The organism is Methylobacillus arboreus, assembly GCF_020532725.1.
Taxonomy (GTDB): Bacteria; Pseudomonadota; Gammaproteobacteria; order Burkholderiales; family Methylophilaceae; genus Methylobacillus; species Methylobacillus arboreus.
Window position 1 is genome coordinate 359,819 of the sequence record NZ_JAJAVC010000011.1, and the last position, 15,141, is coordinate 374,959.

General features: G+C 55.7%; 13 protein-coding genes. 12 read left to right on the forward strand and 1 reads right to left on the reverse strand.

The annotated features are described in order from the left end of the window. The first annotated feature begins 11 nt into the window (after positions 1-11). From recN to LG198_RS12735, 7 genes are all read left to right on the forward strand, one after another. Positions 12-1,670 carry a DNA repair protein RecN gene (recN, locus tag LG198_RS12705; protein ID WP_230343552.1) on the forward strand — a complete coding sequence of 553 codons (1,659 nt, stop codon included), beginning with the start codon at positions 12-14 and terminating at the stop codon, positions 1,668-1,670. 122 nt (positions 1,671-1,792) lie between these two features. Then, the gene (locus LG198_RS12710; protein WP_230343553.1) at positions 1,793-2,542 is read left to right on the forward strand and encodes an outer membrane protein assembly factor BamE; all 750 of its coding nucleotides are present in this window, start codon (positions 1,793-1,795) and stop codon (positions 2,540-2,542) included. Positions 2,543-2,586: 44 nt separating this feature from the next. Beyond that, positions 2,587-3,390 carry a 4-hydroxy-tetrahydrodipicolinate reductase gene (gene dapB / locus LG198_RS12715; protein WP_230343554.1) on the forward strand — a complete coding sequence of 268 codons (804 nt, stop codon included), beginning with the start codon at positions 2,587-2,589 and terminating at the stop codon, positions 3,388-3,390. A gap of 196 nt (positions 3,391-3,586) precedes the next feature. Beyond that, a complete protein-coding gene (carA, locus tag LG198_RS12720; RefSeq protein WP_230343555.1) occupies positions 3,587-4,717 on the forward strand; it encodes a glutamine-hydrolyzing carbamoyl-phosphate synthase small subunit in 1,131 nt (376 codons plus the stop codon). 5 nt (positions 4,718-4,722) lie between these two features. Next, on the forward strand, positions 4,723-7,929 hold the full coding sequence (gene carB, locus LG198_RS12725; RefSeq protein ID WP_230343556.1) for a carbamoyl-phosphate synthase large subunit: 3,207 nt from the start codon (positions 4,723-4,725) through the stop codon (positions 7,927-7,929). A 139-nt stretch (positions 7,930-8,068) separates the two neighbouring features. Further along, a complete protein-coding gene (gene greA / locus LG198_RS12730) occupies positions 8,069-8,545 on the forward strand; it encodes a transcription elongation factor GreA (RefSeq protein WP_230343557.1) in 477 nt (158 codons plus the stop codon). Between the two features lie 12 nt (positions 8,546-8,557). Further along, on the forward strand, positions 8,558-9,013 hold the full coding sequence (locus tag LG198_RS12735; protein WP_230343558.1) for a DUF4149 domain-containing protein: 456 nt from the start codon (positions 8,558-8,560) through the stop codon (positions 9,011-9,013). A 57-nt stretch (positions 9,014-9,070) separates the two neighbouring features. Here the strand turns inward: LG198_RS12735 and yhbY are convergent, their stop codons facing one another. Continuing rightward, positions 9,071-9,358 carry a ribosome assembly RNA-binding protein YhbY gene (yhbY, locus tag LG198_RS12740; protein WP_268866866.1) on the reverse strand — a complete coding sequence of 96 codons (288 nt, stop codon included), beginning with the start codon at positions 9,356-9,358 and terminating at the stop codon, positions 9,071-9,073. Between the two features lie 42 nt (positions 9,359-9,400). On the opposite strand from yhbY, the gene LG198_RS12745 reads away from it, so the two are divergent. From LG198_RS12745 to LG198_RS12765, 5 genes are all read left to right on the forward strand, one after another. Continuing rightward, entirely contained in the window at positions 9,401-10,024 is a 624-nt protein-coding gene (locus LG198_RS12745) for an RlmE family RNA methyltransferase (protein WP_230343559.1), read from the forward strand. Between the two features lie 72 nt (positions 10,025-10,096). Beyond that, positions 10,097-11,989, forward strand: coding sequence for an ATP-dependent zinc metalloprotease FtsH (ftsH, locus tag LG198_RS12750; RefSeq protein ID WP_230343560.1), 1,893 nt, complete (start codon positions 10,097-10,099; stop codon positions 11,987-11,989). An 89-nt stretch (positions 11,990-12,078) separates the two neighbouring features. Further along, complete coding sequence (gene folP, locus LG198_RS12755; protein ID WP_230343561.1) at positions 12,079-12,918, forward strand: dihydropteroate synthase; 840 nt, start codon at positions 12,079-12,081, stop codon at positions 12,916-12,918. 30 nt (positions 12,919-12,948) lie between these two features. Next, a complete protein-coding gene (gene glmM / locus LG198_RS12760; RefSeq protein ID WP_230343817.1) occupies positions 12,949-14,310 on the forward strand; it encodes a phosphoglucosamine mutase in 1,362 nt (453 codons plus the stop codon). A gap of 65 nt (positions 14,311-14,375) precedes the next feature. Beyond that, entirely contained in the window at positions 14,376-14,915 is a 540-nt protein-coding gene (locus LG198_RS12765) for a phosphatase PAP2 family protein (RefSeq protein ID WP_230343562.1), read from the forward strand. Positions 14,916-15,141: the final 226 nt, after the last annotated feature.

The window sequence follows — 15,141 nt, forward strand, 5'->3', positions numbered from 1 at the left end:
CAGACCCTAACATGCTGCAAACACTTTCCATCCGTGATTTTGTCATCGTCGATAAGTTAGAGCTCGATTTTGAGTCCGGCTTTACCGTATTGACCGGAGAGACGGGCGCAGGCAAGTCCATCCTGATCGATGCGTTGTCCCTGGTGCTGGGCGCGCGCGGCGAAGGCGGCATTACGCGTGTTGGTTGCGAGAAGGCGGAGATCAATGCCGTATTCGATATTGCGGCATTATCCGGCTTACAGGTATGGCTGAGGGAAAACGAGATTGACCTGGATGAATCACAGCTGCTGTTACGCCGCGTGATTTATGCCGATGGCCGCTCGCGTGCCTTTATCAATGGTTCGCCTGCCACCATCCAGCAGTTGCGTGAAATCGGTGAATTTCTCGTCGATATCTACAGCCAGCATGCCCATCACTCTTTGCTGAAAGCGGCATCCCAGCGGCAGGTGCTGGATGCATATGCCGGTTTGCAGGGCCTTGCGGAAGAGGTTGCCAATGCCTACCAGGCCTGGCAATTGCTGTACCGCAAGCGTGTGGATGCCGAACGGAATGCGGAAGCCTATGCTGTGGAGCTTGCCGAACTGCGGGACCAGGTGCGTGAACTCGCAGCACTTGCACCAAGCAGCGATGAGTGGGAGCCCTTGCAGCAGGAGCACGTGCGCCTTTCGCATGGCGCCAGCATTCTTGCCGGTGGCGAAGAGTGCCGTGAACTGTTGAGCGAAGGCGAGCTGGCGGCTGTCCGGCAATTGAGCCGGGTTCAGCATAAATTGCAGGAGCTTGCAGTGTATGACAGTGGTTTGCAGGAGGCATTGGACACGCTGGATAGCGCCGTGATCCAGCTGGAGGAAACCGATCGTTTTCTCAACCGGTATTTGCAGCGTGCCGACCTTGATCCTGAGCGCCTGCAAGAGGTAGAAGCCCGTATTCATGCCTTGCATGCAACTGCACGCAAATACAGGGCGCGACCTGAGGAGCTTGCTGTATTGCTTGGATCCTGGCAGTTGCGCATGCAAGAGCTTGAGTCTGCCCACGATAACGGACAGTTGCAGCAGGACGAGGCGCAAGCGCGTGCAGAATATGATGCGTTGGCGCAGCGCCTAAGTGCGGGACGCGAGCAGGCGGCAGAAAGCCTGAGTGAGAAAATCAGTACCGAGATGCAGCGCTTGTCATTGAGCGGCGGACGATTTGCTGTTGCGCTCAATGCGCAGGAGCCTGCTGCGAGTGGCAATGAGCAGGTGGAATTCCTGGTGGCAGGCCATGCGGGCGTGGCGCCGCGGCCTTTGTCCAAGGTGGCTTCGGGCGGCGAGTTGTCGCGTATCAGCCTGGCGATTCGTGTCGTCACTGCCCAGCAGGGCGATGTGCCAACCATGATTTTCGACGAGGTCGATGTCGGGATTGGCGGCGGCGTGGCCGAGGTGGTGGGGCAATTGCTCAAGACCCTGGGGCATCAGCGCCAGGTGCTGGTCATCACCCATCTGCCGCAAGTGGCGGCGCAAGGCCGCCAGCACTTGCGTGTCAGCAAGCACTTGCAGGATGGGCAGACATTGAGCCGGATTGATGCCTTGAGCCACGAACAGCGGGTGGACGAGGTGGCCCGCATGTTGGGCGGGGTTGAGATCACCGACACTACGTTGCAGCATGCCAGTGAGATGCTGGCCGCAAGTGCTTGAGCTTGCATTGCAACCAACTCTTGTCGTTTTGCGCATTAAAATCGGGGACAGCGTGAATATGCGTGAAAGGCGACTTTAATGTCGTGGTATATTACGCAATTTCCTGCCAAAGTCGTGGTGTGATGCGTCATATAATCCTTTTAGCTGCGTTGCTGTGCGTGGCCTGCAGTTCTGCGCTGCCTTCCTTCAAGCCTTACAAGATGGACATCCAGCAAGGCAATGTCGTGACATCCAAGATGATGTTGCAATTGCGGCCAGGCATGACCAAGTCCCAGGTGCGCTTCATCATGGGTACGCCCTTGATCCAAGATAGTTTCCATCGCGATCGCTGGGATTATTTCTACCAGATGCGCAAGGATGGCAAGATATTAGAGCAGCGCCGCGTGATCATGGAATTTGAAAATGACGCCTTGAAGCGTGTGCGTGGCGATGTCATTCCTGCGGCGCCAGGCGATACAGCAATCGAGGCTCCTCCTGCCGCGCCTATCGTGGTGGAACCCAAGGCGCCGGAAAAGAAGGGTGTGCTTGACCGTCTGAAATTCTGGAAGAGCGATAAAGACCAGCCTGCTACGGGTGCCGAATATTATGATACCAAGCCCGTCGTGCCATTGGCTAAGGATGATCCCAAGGCGCCAAGCAAGGTGGTGCCTGAGTTGGTGTCGCCTGCTGCGCCAGCGGCAGTTCCTGCCCAGTCCCAGCCAACCACACCTCAATCCAGTCAGCCTGCGCAAGCCAGGCCAGCGGCACAGGAAGGGTTGGGCGCTGCTGCCAGCCAGTCGGCACCAGATGCGGACGAGGATGAAGATGATGACTTGCCGCCAGAAGACGAACCCGGCTATTTCGAGCGCATGCTGGAAAAAATCGGCTTCTAAAGCATGTGCTGCTGGTTTAATCAATTGATGAATATGGTTTGAAGATGCAAAAAATTGTGATTGCCGGTTGCTCCGGCCGTATGGGCCATACCCTGCTTGAGGGTGTGTTTGCAGACGCTGAACTGGTATTGCATGGTGCGTTGGATCGCGAAGGCAGTCCGCAGATAGGCCGCGATGCCGGTGAGCAGTTTGGCCGCGAGACCGGTGTCAAGATAACCGCGGATGTGGCCGCCGCCATTAGCGGCGCAGATGTGCTGGTGGACTTTACGCGCCCTGAGCCAAGCCTGGAATACCTGGAAGCTTGCCGCCAGGCGGGCGTGAAGCTGGTGATCGGCACGACGGGTTTCAGTGCTGAACAGAAGCAGCAGATAGAACGTGCGGCACAGGATGTCGCAATTGTGTTTGCACCTAATATGAGTGTGGGCGTGACCTTGCTGATCAATCTGGTACAGGCTGCAGCCAAGGTGCTTGACCAGGGCTACGATGTGGAAATCATTGAGGCGCATCACCGTTTCAAGGTGGATGCGCCATCCGGCACCGCATTGCGCCTGGGTGAGGCCGCCGCGGAAGCGTTGGGGCGCAATCTTGAAGAATGCGCGGTATACGGTCGTGAGGGTGTGACAGGAGAGCGTGATGCCAATACTATCGGCTTTGCCACCGTACGTGGAGGCGATGTGGTGGGTGACCATACTGTGTTGTTTGCCGGTACGGGCGAGCGTGTGGAGTTGACACACAAGGCATCAAGCCGTGCCACTTTCGCACTGGGAGCGTTGCGGGCAGCCAAGTTCCTCGCGGCGCACCAGCGTGGCTTGTATGATATGCAGGATGTGCTTGGCCTGAAAAAATAGTTGGCTGGTGGCAGTACGGTCATGCAGAATGACCGTGATGCGAAAATTGTTTAAAGCGCGCGTTGAAGGCGATACCGCTTTAGGCTATAATTCCACAAAATTTCAAGCGGGATGAGCGGAAGCTCGTCCCGCTTTGCACATCCGCTTTCCGTGCCTGCCAGGGGGCGGAATATCAAACAGTTACAAGGAGTTAGAATTGCCGCAAAGCCCAGCCGTACTTGTACTCGCAGACGGGACAGTGTTCAGGGGCATTTCAATCGGTGCCTTGGGTCAGACTGTGGGCGAGGTGGTGTTCAACACCTCGATTACCGGTTACCAGGAAATTCTTACCGATCCATCCTATACCAAGCAAATCGTCACGCTGACATATCCGCACATCGGCAATGTCGGCGTGAATGTCGAGGATGTCGAGTCTGAGCGTGTCTATGCAAGCGGCCTCGTGATTCGTGATTTGCCGCTGCTCAGCAGCAACTGGCGTAGTGAAAAATCCCTCTCCGATTACCTTGCCGAAAATAACGTGGTTGCGATTGCCGATATCGATACTCGCAAGCTGACCCGTATCCTGCGTGAAAAAGGCGCGCAGGCCGGCTGTATCATCGCCGGCGAGGTGGATGAAGAAAGTGCGCTGGAATTGGCGCGCGGCTTCCCGGGCCTTGCTGGCATGGACCTCGCCAAGGTGGTGAGCCGCAAAGAGGTTGGTACCTTCGACCTGGGAGAGTGGAAGCTAGGTGAAGGTTATGCCGCGCCGGATCATGCCAGGTTCAATGTGGTGGCATTCGACTACGGTGTCAAAAACAACATTCTGCGTATGCTGGTGGAACGCGGCTGCCAGGTGACGATCCTGCCGGCGCAGGCAACCGCTGAGGATGCGCTGGCGCTGAATCCTGACGGTATCTTCCTGTCCAATGGCCCTGGTGACCCGGAGCCATGTGATTATGCGACCAATGCAATCAGCACCCTTGTGGATACTGGCATTCCTGTATTTGGGATTTGCCTCGGCCATCAATTGTTGGCCCTTGCCAGCGGTGCCAAAACGGTCAAAATGAAGTTCGGCCATCACGGTGCCAATCATCCGGTGCAGGACCTGGACGACAAGCGCGTTTTCATTACCAGCCAGAACCATGGGTTTGCGGTTGATCCTGACAGCCTGCCGGCCAATGTCAAATCTACCCATGTTTCACTGTTTGATGGCAGCCTGCAAGGCATTGCCCGCACCGACAAGCCTGCATTCAGCTTCCAGGGTCACCCGGAAGCCAGCCCTGGCCCGAACGAGATGAGCTATCTGTTTGACCGCTTCATCAACCTGATGGAACAGCAAAAGCAATAATTACCATGGCAAAACGTACCGATATCAAATCCATTCTCATCATAGGCGCGGGCCCGATCGTGATCGGCCAGGCCTGTGAGTTCGACTATTCTGGCGCCCAGGCCTGTAAGGCGCTACGCGAGGAAGGTTACCGCGTCATTCTGGTCAACTCCAATCCGGCGACTATCATGACCGATCCGGATATGGCAGATGCTACCTACATCGAACCTGTGACCTGGCAGATCGTCGAGAAGATCATCGACATCGAACGTCCGGACGCCTTATTGCCGACCATGGGTGGCCAGACTGCGCTTAACTGTGCGCTGGATCTCGCCAAGCATGGCGTGCTGGAAAAATACAATGTCGAGCTGATCGGTGCTTCCAAGGAAGCAATCGACAAGGCCGAGGACCGCGAGAAGTTCAAGACTGCCATGACCAAGATTGGCCTTGGCTCTGCGCGCTCAGCAGTTGCCCACAGCATGGAAGAAGCCTTGCAGGTACAAGCTTCCATAGGCTATCCCGCAATTATCCGCCCATCATTCACCATGGGCGGCAGTGGTGGCGGTATCGCCTACAACCGCGAGGAATTCATCACCATCTGCGAGCGCGGCCTGGAGGCTTCGCCTACCAGCGAACTGCTGATTGAAGAGTCCCTGCTCGGCTGGAAAGAATACGAGATGGAAGTTGTCCGCGACAGCAAGGACAACTGCATCATCATCTGCTCGATCGAGAATCTTGACCCAATGGGGGTGCATACTGGCGACTCCATCACCGTGGCACCAGCGCAGACCCTAACGGACAAGGAATACCAGATCATGCGCAATGCCTCTCTCGCGGTACTGCGCGAGATTGGCGTCGATACTGGCGGTTCCAATGTGCAGTTTGCGATCAACCCGGATGACGGCCGCATGATCGTGATCGAGATGAATCCGCGCGTGTCGCGTTCCTCAGCGCTGGCTTCCAAGGCGACTGGTTTCCCGATTGCCAAGGTGGCAGCCAAGTTGGCAGTGGGCTTTACCCTGGATGAACTGCGTAATGAGATTACTGGCGGCGCAACGCCTGCGTCCTTCGAGCCTACGATTGACTATGTCGTTACCAAGATTCCACGCTTTGCGTTCGAGAAATTCCCGCAGGCCGATTCACGCCTGACGACGCAAATGAAATCGGTGGGCGAGGTGATGGCGATTGGCCGCACCTTCCAAGAATCTTTCCAGAAAGCCCTGCGCGGCCTGGAAGTCGGTGTTGACGGTCTGGACGAGAAAACCACTGACATCGATGAAATTCAAAAGGAGTTGGGTGAGCCCGGCCCTGAACGTATTTGGTACGTTGGCGATGCTTTCCGCGCTGGTCTTAGTGTCGACCAGGTGTTTGATTTTTCCAAGATCGACCGCTGGTTCCTGGTGCAGATCGAGGACATTATCAAGCGCGAGCAGGCACTCAAGGGCCGCCATCTCGCCGATCTTGACCGCGACGCCCTGTTCCAGCTCAAGCGCCGTGGTTTCTCCGACAAGCGATTGGCCAAGCTGCTGGGTACCGACCAGCATGCCGTGCGCGCCTATCGTCAGGCATTGAATGTACGTCCGGTTTACAAGCGTGTCGATACCTGTGCTGCCGAGTTTTCTACCGACACTGCCTATATGTACTCCACCTATGAGGAAGAGTGCGAGGCGCAGCCCACCAACAGGAAAAAGATCATGGTGCTCGGCGGCGGCCCCAACCGTATTGGCCAGGGCATCGAGTTTGACTATTGCTGCGTGCACGCGGCATTTGCCATGCGCGAAGATGGTTACGAGACCATCATGGTCAACTGTAACCCGGAAACCGTTTCTACGGATTACGATACTTCCGACCGCCTCTACTTCGAGCCGCTGACACTCGAAGATGTGCTCGAAATCGTCGCGTTGGAAAAGCCGGAAGGCGTGATCGTGCAGTATGGCGGGCAGACGCCACTCAAGCTGGCACGCGATCTGGAAAAGGCCGGCGTGCCTATCATTGGCACCAGCCCGGATGCGATTGACCGTGCGGAAGACCGAGAACGCTTCCAGAAGATGTTGCAGGAACTGGAGCTGAAGCAGCCGCCAAACCGCACCGCACGTACACCTGAAGAAGCGATTCGCCTGGCGCAGGAAATTGGTTATCCGCTGGTCGTGCGTCCATCCTATGTGCTGGGCGGTCGTGCGATGGAAATCGTGCATGAACAGGCTCAGCTTGAGCGCTACATGCGCGAGGCAGTCAAGGTGTCGAACGAGTCTCCCGTGTTGCTGGACCGCTTCCTCAATGATGCGCTCGAGGTGGATGTTGATGCACTTTCTGATGGCGAGGATGTCATCATTGGCGGCATCATGGAGCACGTGGAGCAGGCCGGCGTACACTCTGGAGACTCTGCCTGTTCCTTGCCGCCTTACAGCCTGACTGCCGCGATGCAGGATGAATTGCGCGAGCAGACCGTGAAGATGGCCAAGGCGCTGGGCGTGGTCGGGCTCATGAATGTGCAGTTCGCCATTCAGGGGAATACTGTTTACGTGCTGGAAGTGAACCCTCGTGCCTCGCGCACTGTGCCATTCGTTTCCAAGGCCTGTGGCTTGCAGCTTGCCAAGATTGCTGCACGCTGCATGACGGGCCGCACACTCAAGGAGCAGGGTGTCACGCATGAAATCGTGCCGCCTTACTACTCGGTGAAGGAGGCGGTGTTCCCCTTTATCAAGTTCCCGGGTGTCGACACCATTCTTGGCCCGGAAATGAAATCCACGGGCGAGGTCATGGGGGTAGGCAAGACGTTTGCCGAAGCCTTTGTGAAGTCACAGCTGGGTTCCGGCACCAAGCTGCCCAAGAGCGGCAGGGCATTCATCAGCGTGCGGCGCGAGGATCGCGAGCGGGTGGTGGAAATTGCCCAGGCACTGGCTGATCTTGGCTTCCAGCTTGTTGCTACCCGGGGTACTGCCGGCGCTCTGACTGAGGCTGGCCTGAGCGTTACCCCTGTCAATAAGGTTGCCGAAGGGCGTCCGCATATTGTGGACATGATCAAGAACGGCGAGATCAGTTTTATTGTCAATGTCACGGAAGACAAGCGCGCCGTGGCGGACTCCTATGAAATCCGGCGCAGCGCCCTGCAGCAGAAGGTGACGTACTACACGACGCTGGCTGGGGCCAAGGCGGCCTGTATTGGCATGGCGCATATGCAGGAGCTGGAAGTACAGTCCCTGCAAAGCTTGCACAAGCAGCTTCCTAAGTAATAATATAGTCGTTAACCAGACCACGCCTGTGTTACAGGTGTGGTTTTTATTTTTATTCATGGCATGCATGTCCGTGGCTAGGGGCCCGGTGATGGTGCATCTTTAAATTAGCAAGTTGTGGAATTCCAGGGAATAGCAAATGAATCAAATTCCAATTACAGTCAAAGGCGCCGAACTCCTCAAAGCCGAACTGCAACGCCTGCGTAGCGTAGACCGGCCAGCAGTGATCCAGGCGATTGCGGAAGCGCGCGCGCAGGGTGATCTTTCTGAAAATGCGGAATATGATGCCGCCAAGGAGCGCCAGAGCTTTATCGAGGGCCGGATTGCCGAAGTCGAGGCCAAGCTTTCCAATGCCATGGTGATCGACCCGAAGACCCTTAATGCGGATGGCCGTTGTGTATTCGGTGCCACGGTTGAGGTTGAGGATCTGGATAGCGGCGATATTGCCACTTACCAGATTGTGGGGGATGATGAGGCCGATATCAAAGGCGGCAAGATTTCAATCGGTTCGCCGATTGCCCGTGCATTGATCGGCAAGGTCGAAGGGGATATTGCAGAAGTAGTAGCCCCCGGCGGCTTGCGTTCCTATGAAGTGCTCAATGTGCAGTATATCTAACGAGGTCCCGGTATGAACGCATGGTCGGACAGGTTGGCATTGATCGTCATTACCTTGTGGGTAGGGGCCTTGTGGGTCGTTGGCTATGTCGTGGCGCCCAGCCTGTTCAGCCAACTGGCAGCAGATAAGCCATTGGCCGGCAACCTTGCCGGGCGTTTGTTCGAGCTGGTGGCCTATATAGGCTTTGCAAGCGCGGCCTACTTGTTGCTACACCGCTTGCTGCGTTCAGGGATTTTTGCATTGAAGCAGGGCTTTTTCTGGGCCGTGGTCATCATGCTCCTGATCGCGATTGCTGGGCAGTTCGGCATACAGCCGATGATGGCGGATCTGAAGGCGCAAGCTTTGCCTTCAGATGTAATGCATAGCGACTTTGCGGATCAATTCAGCCTTATCCATGGTATCGCCAGCGTAGGCTATCTGGTTCAGAGCCTGCTGGGATTGGTCCTGATTTTCAAGGGCAGGCAATAAAGAAAAGCCGCACTCAAGCCTAGCTGGCCAAGGTTGCGGCTTCTTTTCTAAGAATATTTATTTGGGAATTATAATCTTGGGTTGTTCTGCCCGGCGGTAGATAACCAGCTGCTTGCCGATATGGTGCACAGGAATGGCGTTGGTCTTCTCGCATATTTCCTGCAACATTGCAGTACGGGCTGCGCGATCGTCGCCGAATACCTTGATCTTGATCAATTCATGGGATTTCAGGCTGACGTCGATTTCCTTCAGAACCTGTTCTGTCAGGCCGTTATTACCAATCATCACGACTGGGTTCAGATCGTGGCCCAAGCCACGCAGAAAACTGATTTGTTTGGAATTCAATTGATTTATCTTGTTGATTCGAAAAGGCTCGCAGTTTAGCAGATGAAGCGCCGACCTACCAGTAAAGCTTGGCTGCAAGAGCACGTGAATGACGAGTTCGTCAAGCGTGCGCAGCGGGATGGTTACCGCGCACGCGCAGCTTACAAACTAATTGAAATTGATGAAAAGGATCAACTGATCAAGCCGGGCATGACCATCGTTGATCTGGGATCAGCCCCGGGAAGCTGGTCGCAGGTCGCCATGCACCGCCTTGGAGGTAAAGGACGCGTGATTGCGCTGGATATTCTTGAAATGCCGCCGGTTCCCGGCGTGGAGTTCATTCAGGGGGACTTCCGTGAAGATGCGGTATTGGCCCAGCTGGAAAAAAGTCTGGATGGAAAGCCGGTAGACCTTGTAATTGCCGATATGGCCCCCAATATCAGTGGCATCAGTGTAGTTGATCAAGCCAATGCGGCGCATTTGACCGAGTTGGCACTTGAATTCAGCCGCGATTGGTTGAAACCGGGCGGCAATTTCCTGGTCAAAGTGTTCATCGGTTCCGGATTTGACGAGATTGTGCTTGCCATGCGCGACAGTTTTGAAAAGGTGGTAACGCGCAAACCCAAGGCTTCCCGCGACCGTAGCAGTGAGGTTTATCTTCTCGGCCTGAAACGCAAGAATGCCTGAATATTGGGGCAGGGCAGCTAAAATAGGTTTAGAATAAAGCAGTAAATTCCCATATGAATAAGGATCGGGACTTTGAATAACATCGTAAAGAACATTGCTATCTGGCTGATTGTGGCTCTGGTGCTCATGACGGTTTTCAACCAGTTCGGCCCCAAGGGTTCTTCGGAAAGCCAGGTGGTGTACTCCCAGTTCATCAATGAGGTGAAAGACGGCAGGATCGCCAAGGTCACGATAGACGGCCGCGTGCTACGGGGTGTTACCAATGAAGGCCGTAAATTCAATACTTATGCGCCGTCTGATCCATGGTTGGTATCCGATCTCCTCAAGCACAACGTGACCGTGGAAGCCAAGCCAGACGAAGAGCCTTCTCTCCTCATGAGTATTTTTGTCTCATGGTTCCCTATGCTGTTGCTGATCGGCGTCTGGGTATTCTTCATGCGCCAGATGCAAGGTGGCGGCAAGGGCGGTGCGTTCTCGTTCGGCAAGAGCAAGGCGCGCCAACTGGATGAAAATTCCAACCACACGACCTTTGCCGATGTCGCCGGTTGCGACGAAGCCAAGGAAGAGGTTTCCGAGCTGGTGGAATTCCTGCGTGACCCGACCAAGTTCCAGAAGCTGGGTGGACGCATTCCACGCGGCGTATTGATGGTTGGCCCTCCCGGTACAGGTAAAACCCTGCTTGCCAAGGCGATTGCCGGCGAAGCCAAGGTGCCTTTCTTTACGATTTCCGGTTCCGACTTCGTTGAAATGTTCGTTGGCGTGGGTGCAGCCCGTGTGCGCGACATGTTTGAACAGGCCAAGAAAAATGCGCCTTGCATCATCTTTATTGATGAAATTGATGCTGTAGGCCGTCATCGTGGTGCTGGTACTGGCGGTGGTAATGATGAGCGTGAGCAGACGCTCAACCAGATGCTGGTGGAAATGGATGGCTTCGAGGCCAATTCCGGCGTCATTGTCATTGCTGCTACCAACCGTGCTGATGTGCTGGACAAGGCGCTGCTGCGTCCTGGGCGTTTTGACCGCCAAGTGATGGTCGGCCTGCCCGATATCCGTGGTCGTGAGCAGATTCTCAAGGTGCATATGCGCAAGGTGCCGATTGATGCCGACGTCAAGGCCGATATCCTTGCGCGCGGTACGCCAGGTTTCTCTGGTGCCGACTTGGCCAACCTAGTGAACGAGGCTGCATTGTTTGCGGCACGCCGCAACAAGCGCACTGTCGATATGCAAGATTTCGAGGATGCCAAGGACAAGATATTCATGGGGCCTGAGCGCAAATCCATGATCATGCGCGAGGAAGAGCGCCGCAACACGGCTTACCACGAATCTGGCCATGCCGTCGTGGCTGCCCTGCTGCCGCATGCCGATCCTGTGCACAAGGTGACCATCATGCCTCGCGGCTGGGCGCTGGGCCTGACCTGGCAATTGCCCGAGCATGACCGCATCAGCAACTACAAGGACAAGATGCTGGAAGAAATTTCCATCCTGTTCGGCGGTCGTATTGCGGAAGAAATCTTCATGCACCAGATGTCCACCGGTGCTTCTAACGACTTTGAGCGGGCCACCAAGATCGCGCGCGACATGGTGACCAAATACGGCATGTCCGATGTATTGGGTACCATGGTGTATGCGGGTAGCGAGCAGGATTCGTTCTTCGGCAGCATGTCTTCCAAGACTGTGTCCGAGGCGACCCAGCAGAAGGTGGATGCGGAAATCCGACGTATCCTGGATGAGCAATATGCCGTGGCACGCAGGTTGTTGGAAGAAAACCGTGACAAGGTGGAAGTCATGACGGCAGCTTTGCTGGAATGGGAAACCATCGATGCCGAGCAGATCCAGGACATCATGAAAGGCAACCAGCCCCGTCCGCCTAAGCCTGCGCCGCCAAGCAACAAGCCTGCCGCAGATAATGATAGCGGCGGCGGCACTACGACAGAGCCTGCACCGCAGCCTGCCGCTAAAACCTAAATCTGATTCAAGTTCCAAGGCCACAAGCCACTCGAAAGCAATGACTTCGGGACTTGTGGCCTTTATTATTTCCGTTTTTTAATCAATGTATGCATAACTCCAATCAATTCATTTGCGGCAAGTTTCAGCTTGACCTCATGCGCCCGCACGTCATGGGCATTGTCAATGTCACACCGGACTCCTTTTCCGATGGGGGCCGTTATGCCTCGGCAGAACTTGCAGTGGCGCACGCGTTGCAACTAGTGGCCGAGGGCGCCGATATCCTCGATATCGGCGGCGAATCCACCCGGCCCAATGCCACGCCTGTCAGCCTGGATGAGGAGTTGAGCCGGGTGATTCCGGTGATAGAACGTTTGGTGCGAGAGGTGGAAGTGCCGCTGTCGATTGATACCTATAAGCCGGAAGTGATGCGCGAGGCGGTCAATGCAGGCGCTGCCATCATTAACGATATTTGTGGCTTGCAAGCGCCGGGGGCGTTGGACGCCGCGGCTGAAGGCAATGCCGGAGTTTGTTTGATGCATATGCAGGGCACGCCGCAAACCATGCAGCAAAACCCAACTTATGGGGATGTCGTGCAGGAGGTAAAAGCCTTTCTAGAGGAGCGTTTGCAGGCAAGCCAGGCTGCGGGTATTGCTGCCGAGCGTATCGTCCTCGACCCGGGCTTTGGTTTCGGCAAGCGTACTGTGCATAATATTGCCTTGTTAAACGGCCTTCCCGAGGTGTTGAGTTTGGGGCGTCCCTTGCTTGTGGGATTGTCACGCAAATCGGTACTCGGGCAGATTCTCGGCAGTGATGTCGACCAGCGGTTGCATGGCAGCCTCGCAGCCTCCGTGGTTTCTGTCATGAAAGGTGCTCGGATTGTCCGTGTGCATGATGTGAAGGCGACCGTTGATGCGCTCAAGGTGGTGGATGCCGTGGTCAATGCCTGAGCGCGGCTTATAAAAGAAAAAGAGTGAATGATGAGCAGAAAGTATTTTGGTACCGATGGTGTGCGCGGCAAGGTAGGGACATTCCCTATCACTCCGGATTTTGTCATGCGGCTCGGTTATGCTGCCGGGCGCGTGCTGACACGCATGGACCATCACCTGGCGCCAGGCACCAAGCCGTTGGTAATTATTGGTAAAGATACCCGCATCTCGGGCTACATGTTCGAGACTGCACTGGTCTCGGGCCTATGTGCCGGCGGTGTTAATGTCCGCATCACTGGGCCGTTGCCGACGCCGGCCATTGCCCATGTCACCCGTGCGCAGCGTGCGCAGGCGGGCATTGTCATTTCCGCATCGCATAACCCGTTTGATGACAATGGCATCAAATTCTTCTCGGCACAGGGCACCAAACTGCCTGATGAAGTGGAACTGGCAATCGAGGCTGAATTGGATCAACCCATGGAACTGGTTCCGGCTGAGCAAATAGGCAGGGTCAAGCGTATTGATGATGCCGCGGGGCGTTATATTGAATTCTGCAAAAGCACATTTCCTAATGCGCTGGATTTGCGCGGCCTCAAGATCGTGCTCGATTGTGCCCACGGCGCGACTTATCACGTGGCACCACCGGTGTTCCACGAGTTGGGCGCAGAAGTGATCAGCATAGGCACGAACCCGAATGGCCTTAATATCAACCTCAATGTGGGTTCCACACACCCAGAGACATTGCAAAAGGCCGTGGTGGAAAACCAGGCCGACCTCGGCATTGCATTCGACGGTGATGGTGACCGCGTGCTCATGGTGGATGGCGATGGCCAGTTGCTGGATGGCGACCAACTGCTTTATATCATTGCCAGCCATCGGTATGAGCGCGGCCAGCTTGAGGGTGGCGTAGTTGGCACCCTGATGACCAACCTCGCGCTGGAGCATGCCCTCGGCAAAGCCGGTATTCTGTTCCAGCGTGCCAAGGTGGGTGACCGTTACGTTCTGGAGCTGCTCAATGCCAACAACTGGCAACTGGGTGGGGAGAACTCCGGGCATATCCTCTGTCTGGACAAGCACAGCAGCGGCGACGGCATCATTGCTGCCTTGCAGGTGCTGCATGCCTTGCGGGCATCCAGCCTGACACTGGCGGACTGGGGCAAGCGCTTGCCGCTTTATCCACAGGTGCTCATCAACGTCAAGGTGGCGGAACGCATCGCACTGGATGAACATCCCCAGCTACAGGCTGCGGTTAAATCTGCAGAAGATACATTGAACGGCAGCGGCCGGGTGCTGTTGCGTGCTTCCGGTACTGAGCCCAAGATCCGCGTCATGGTCGAAGGCCAGGATAGAGCATTGGTGCAGCGCCTTGCCGAAGACATTGCCGCGGTGGTGCAGCAAGTGGCTGGAGGCTAAATGCTGTCATCATAAATTCAGCGGAGTGACACGGTTTTGTCATCGAGGCGTGCGAATCTGCACGCATGCAAAACCGTCCGCTGACAACTTATCTTGACCGTATCTGTGCGCTCGACAGCGCCCTGTGCATCAAGGCCAACCGCAGCAGCCATTACCGGCTGGTGCGCTGGAGCTTCCGTTTGGTGAGTCGGCTGGGCGATGGCGTGTTCTGGTATGCCGTCATGCTCGGGATCATATTGACACAGGGGGAGGCAGGCGTTGTCCCTTGCCTGCATATGATTGCCGTCGGCCTCACCGGCACGCTTATCTACAAATGGCTCAAAGGCAAGACGTTGCGCCCCAGGCCATATGCCGTCCACCAGGATATCTGGCTTGCGGGCAAACCACTCGACAAATTCAGCTTTCCTTCCGGCCATACATTGCATGCCGTCGCATTCAGCGTGGTTGCGCTAAGTTATTATCCTGAACTCAACTTGTTGATCCTGCCGTTTGCTGCCCTGGTGGCGATGTCGCGTGTGGTGCTGGGACTCCACTATCCAAGTGATGTGCTTGCCGGGGCAGGAATTGGCGCCCTGATCGCTTCGATGTCTTTCATGCTGGTCTAGTTGATATGTCATGCTGGGCTTCCCGGCATCTTTCATATTCTGCATCGCTTTTGCAATCATCCTGAGCATTACCAACCGATTTAAGGTCAGGATGGCACCTCTTAATTTAAGGGCGAGCGTAGCAAAGCCAAGTTGCTTTTGACCTTAGGTTCCCCAACTGCCCGCGACATCCCCTGCGCTGCTCGCTTATAGCGGGGCTGACAGAACTCGCGTCGCTCAAACAGCT

Bases quoted from the DNA above. Each gene is read 5' to 3' on its own strand.
- recN (WP_230343552.1), top strand. From the start codon at position 12: ATGCTGCAAACACTTTCCATCCGTGATTTTGTCATCGTCGATAAGTTA.
- LG198_RS12710 (WP_230343553.1), top strand. From the start codon at position 1,793: ATGCGTCATATAATCCTTTTAGCTGCGTTGCTGTGCGTGGCCTGCAGT.
- dapB (WP_230343554.1), top strand. From the start codon at position 2,587: ATGCAAAAAATTGTGATTGCCGGTTGCTCCGGCCGTATGGGCCATACC.
- carB (WP_230343556.1), top strand. From the start codon at position 4,723: ATGGCAAAACGTACCGATATCAAATCCATTCTCATCATAGGCGCGGGC.
- greA (WP_230343557.1), top strand. From the start codon at position 8,069: ATGAATCAAATTCCAATTACAGTCAAAGGCGCCGAACTCCTCAAAGCC.
- LG198_RS12735 (WP_230343558.1), top strand. From the start codon at position 8,558: ATGAACGCATGGTCGGACAGGTTGGCATTGATCGTCATTACCTTGTGG.
- LG198_RS12745 (WP_230343559.1), top strand. From the start codon at position 9,401: ATGAAGCGCCGACCTACCAGTAAAGCTTGGCTGCAAGAGCACGTGAAT.
- folP (WP_230343561.1), top strand. From the start codon at position 12,079: ATGCATAACTCCAATCAATTCATTTGCGGCAAGTTTCAGCTTGACCTC.
- glmM (WP_230343817.1), top strand. From the start codon at position 12,949: ATGAGCAGAAAGTATTTTGGTACCGATGGTGTGCGCGGCAAGGTAGGG.
- LG198_RS12765 (WP_230343562.1), top strand. From the start codon at position 14,376: ATGCAAAACCGTCCGCTGACAACTTATCTTGACCGTATCTGTGCGCTC.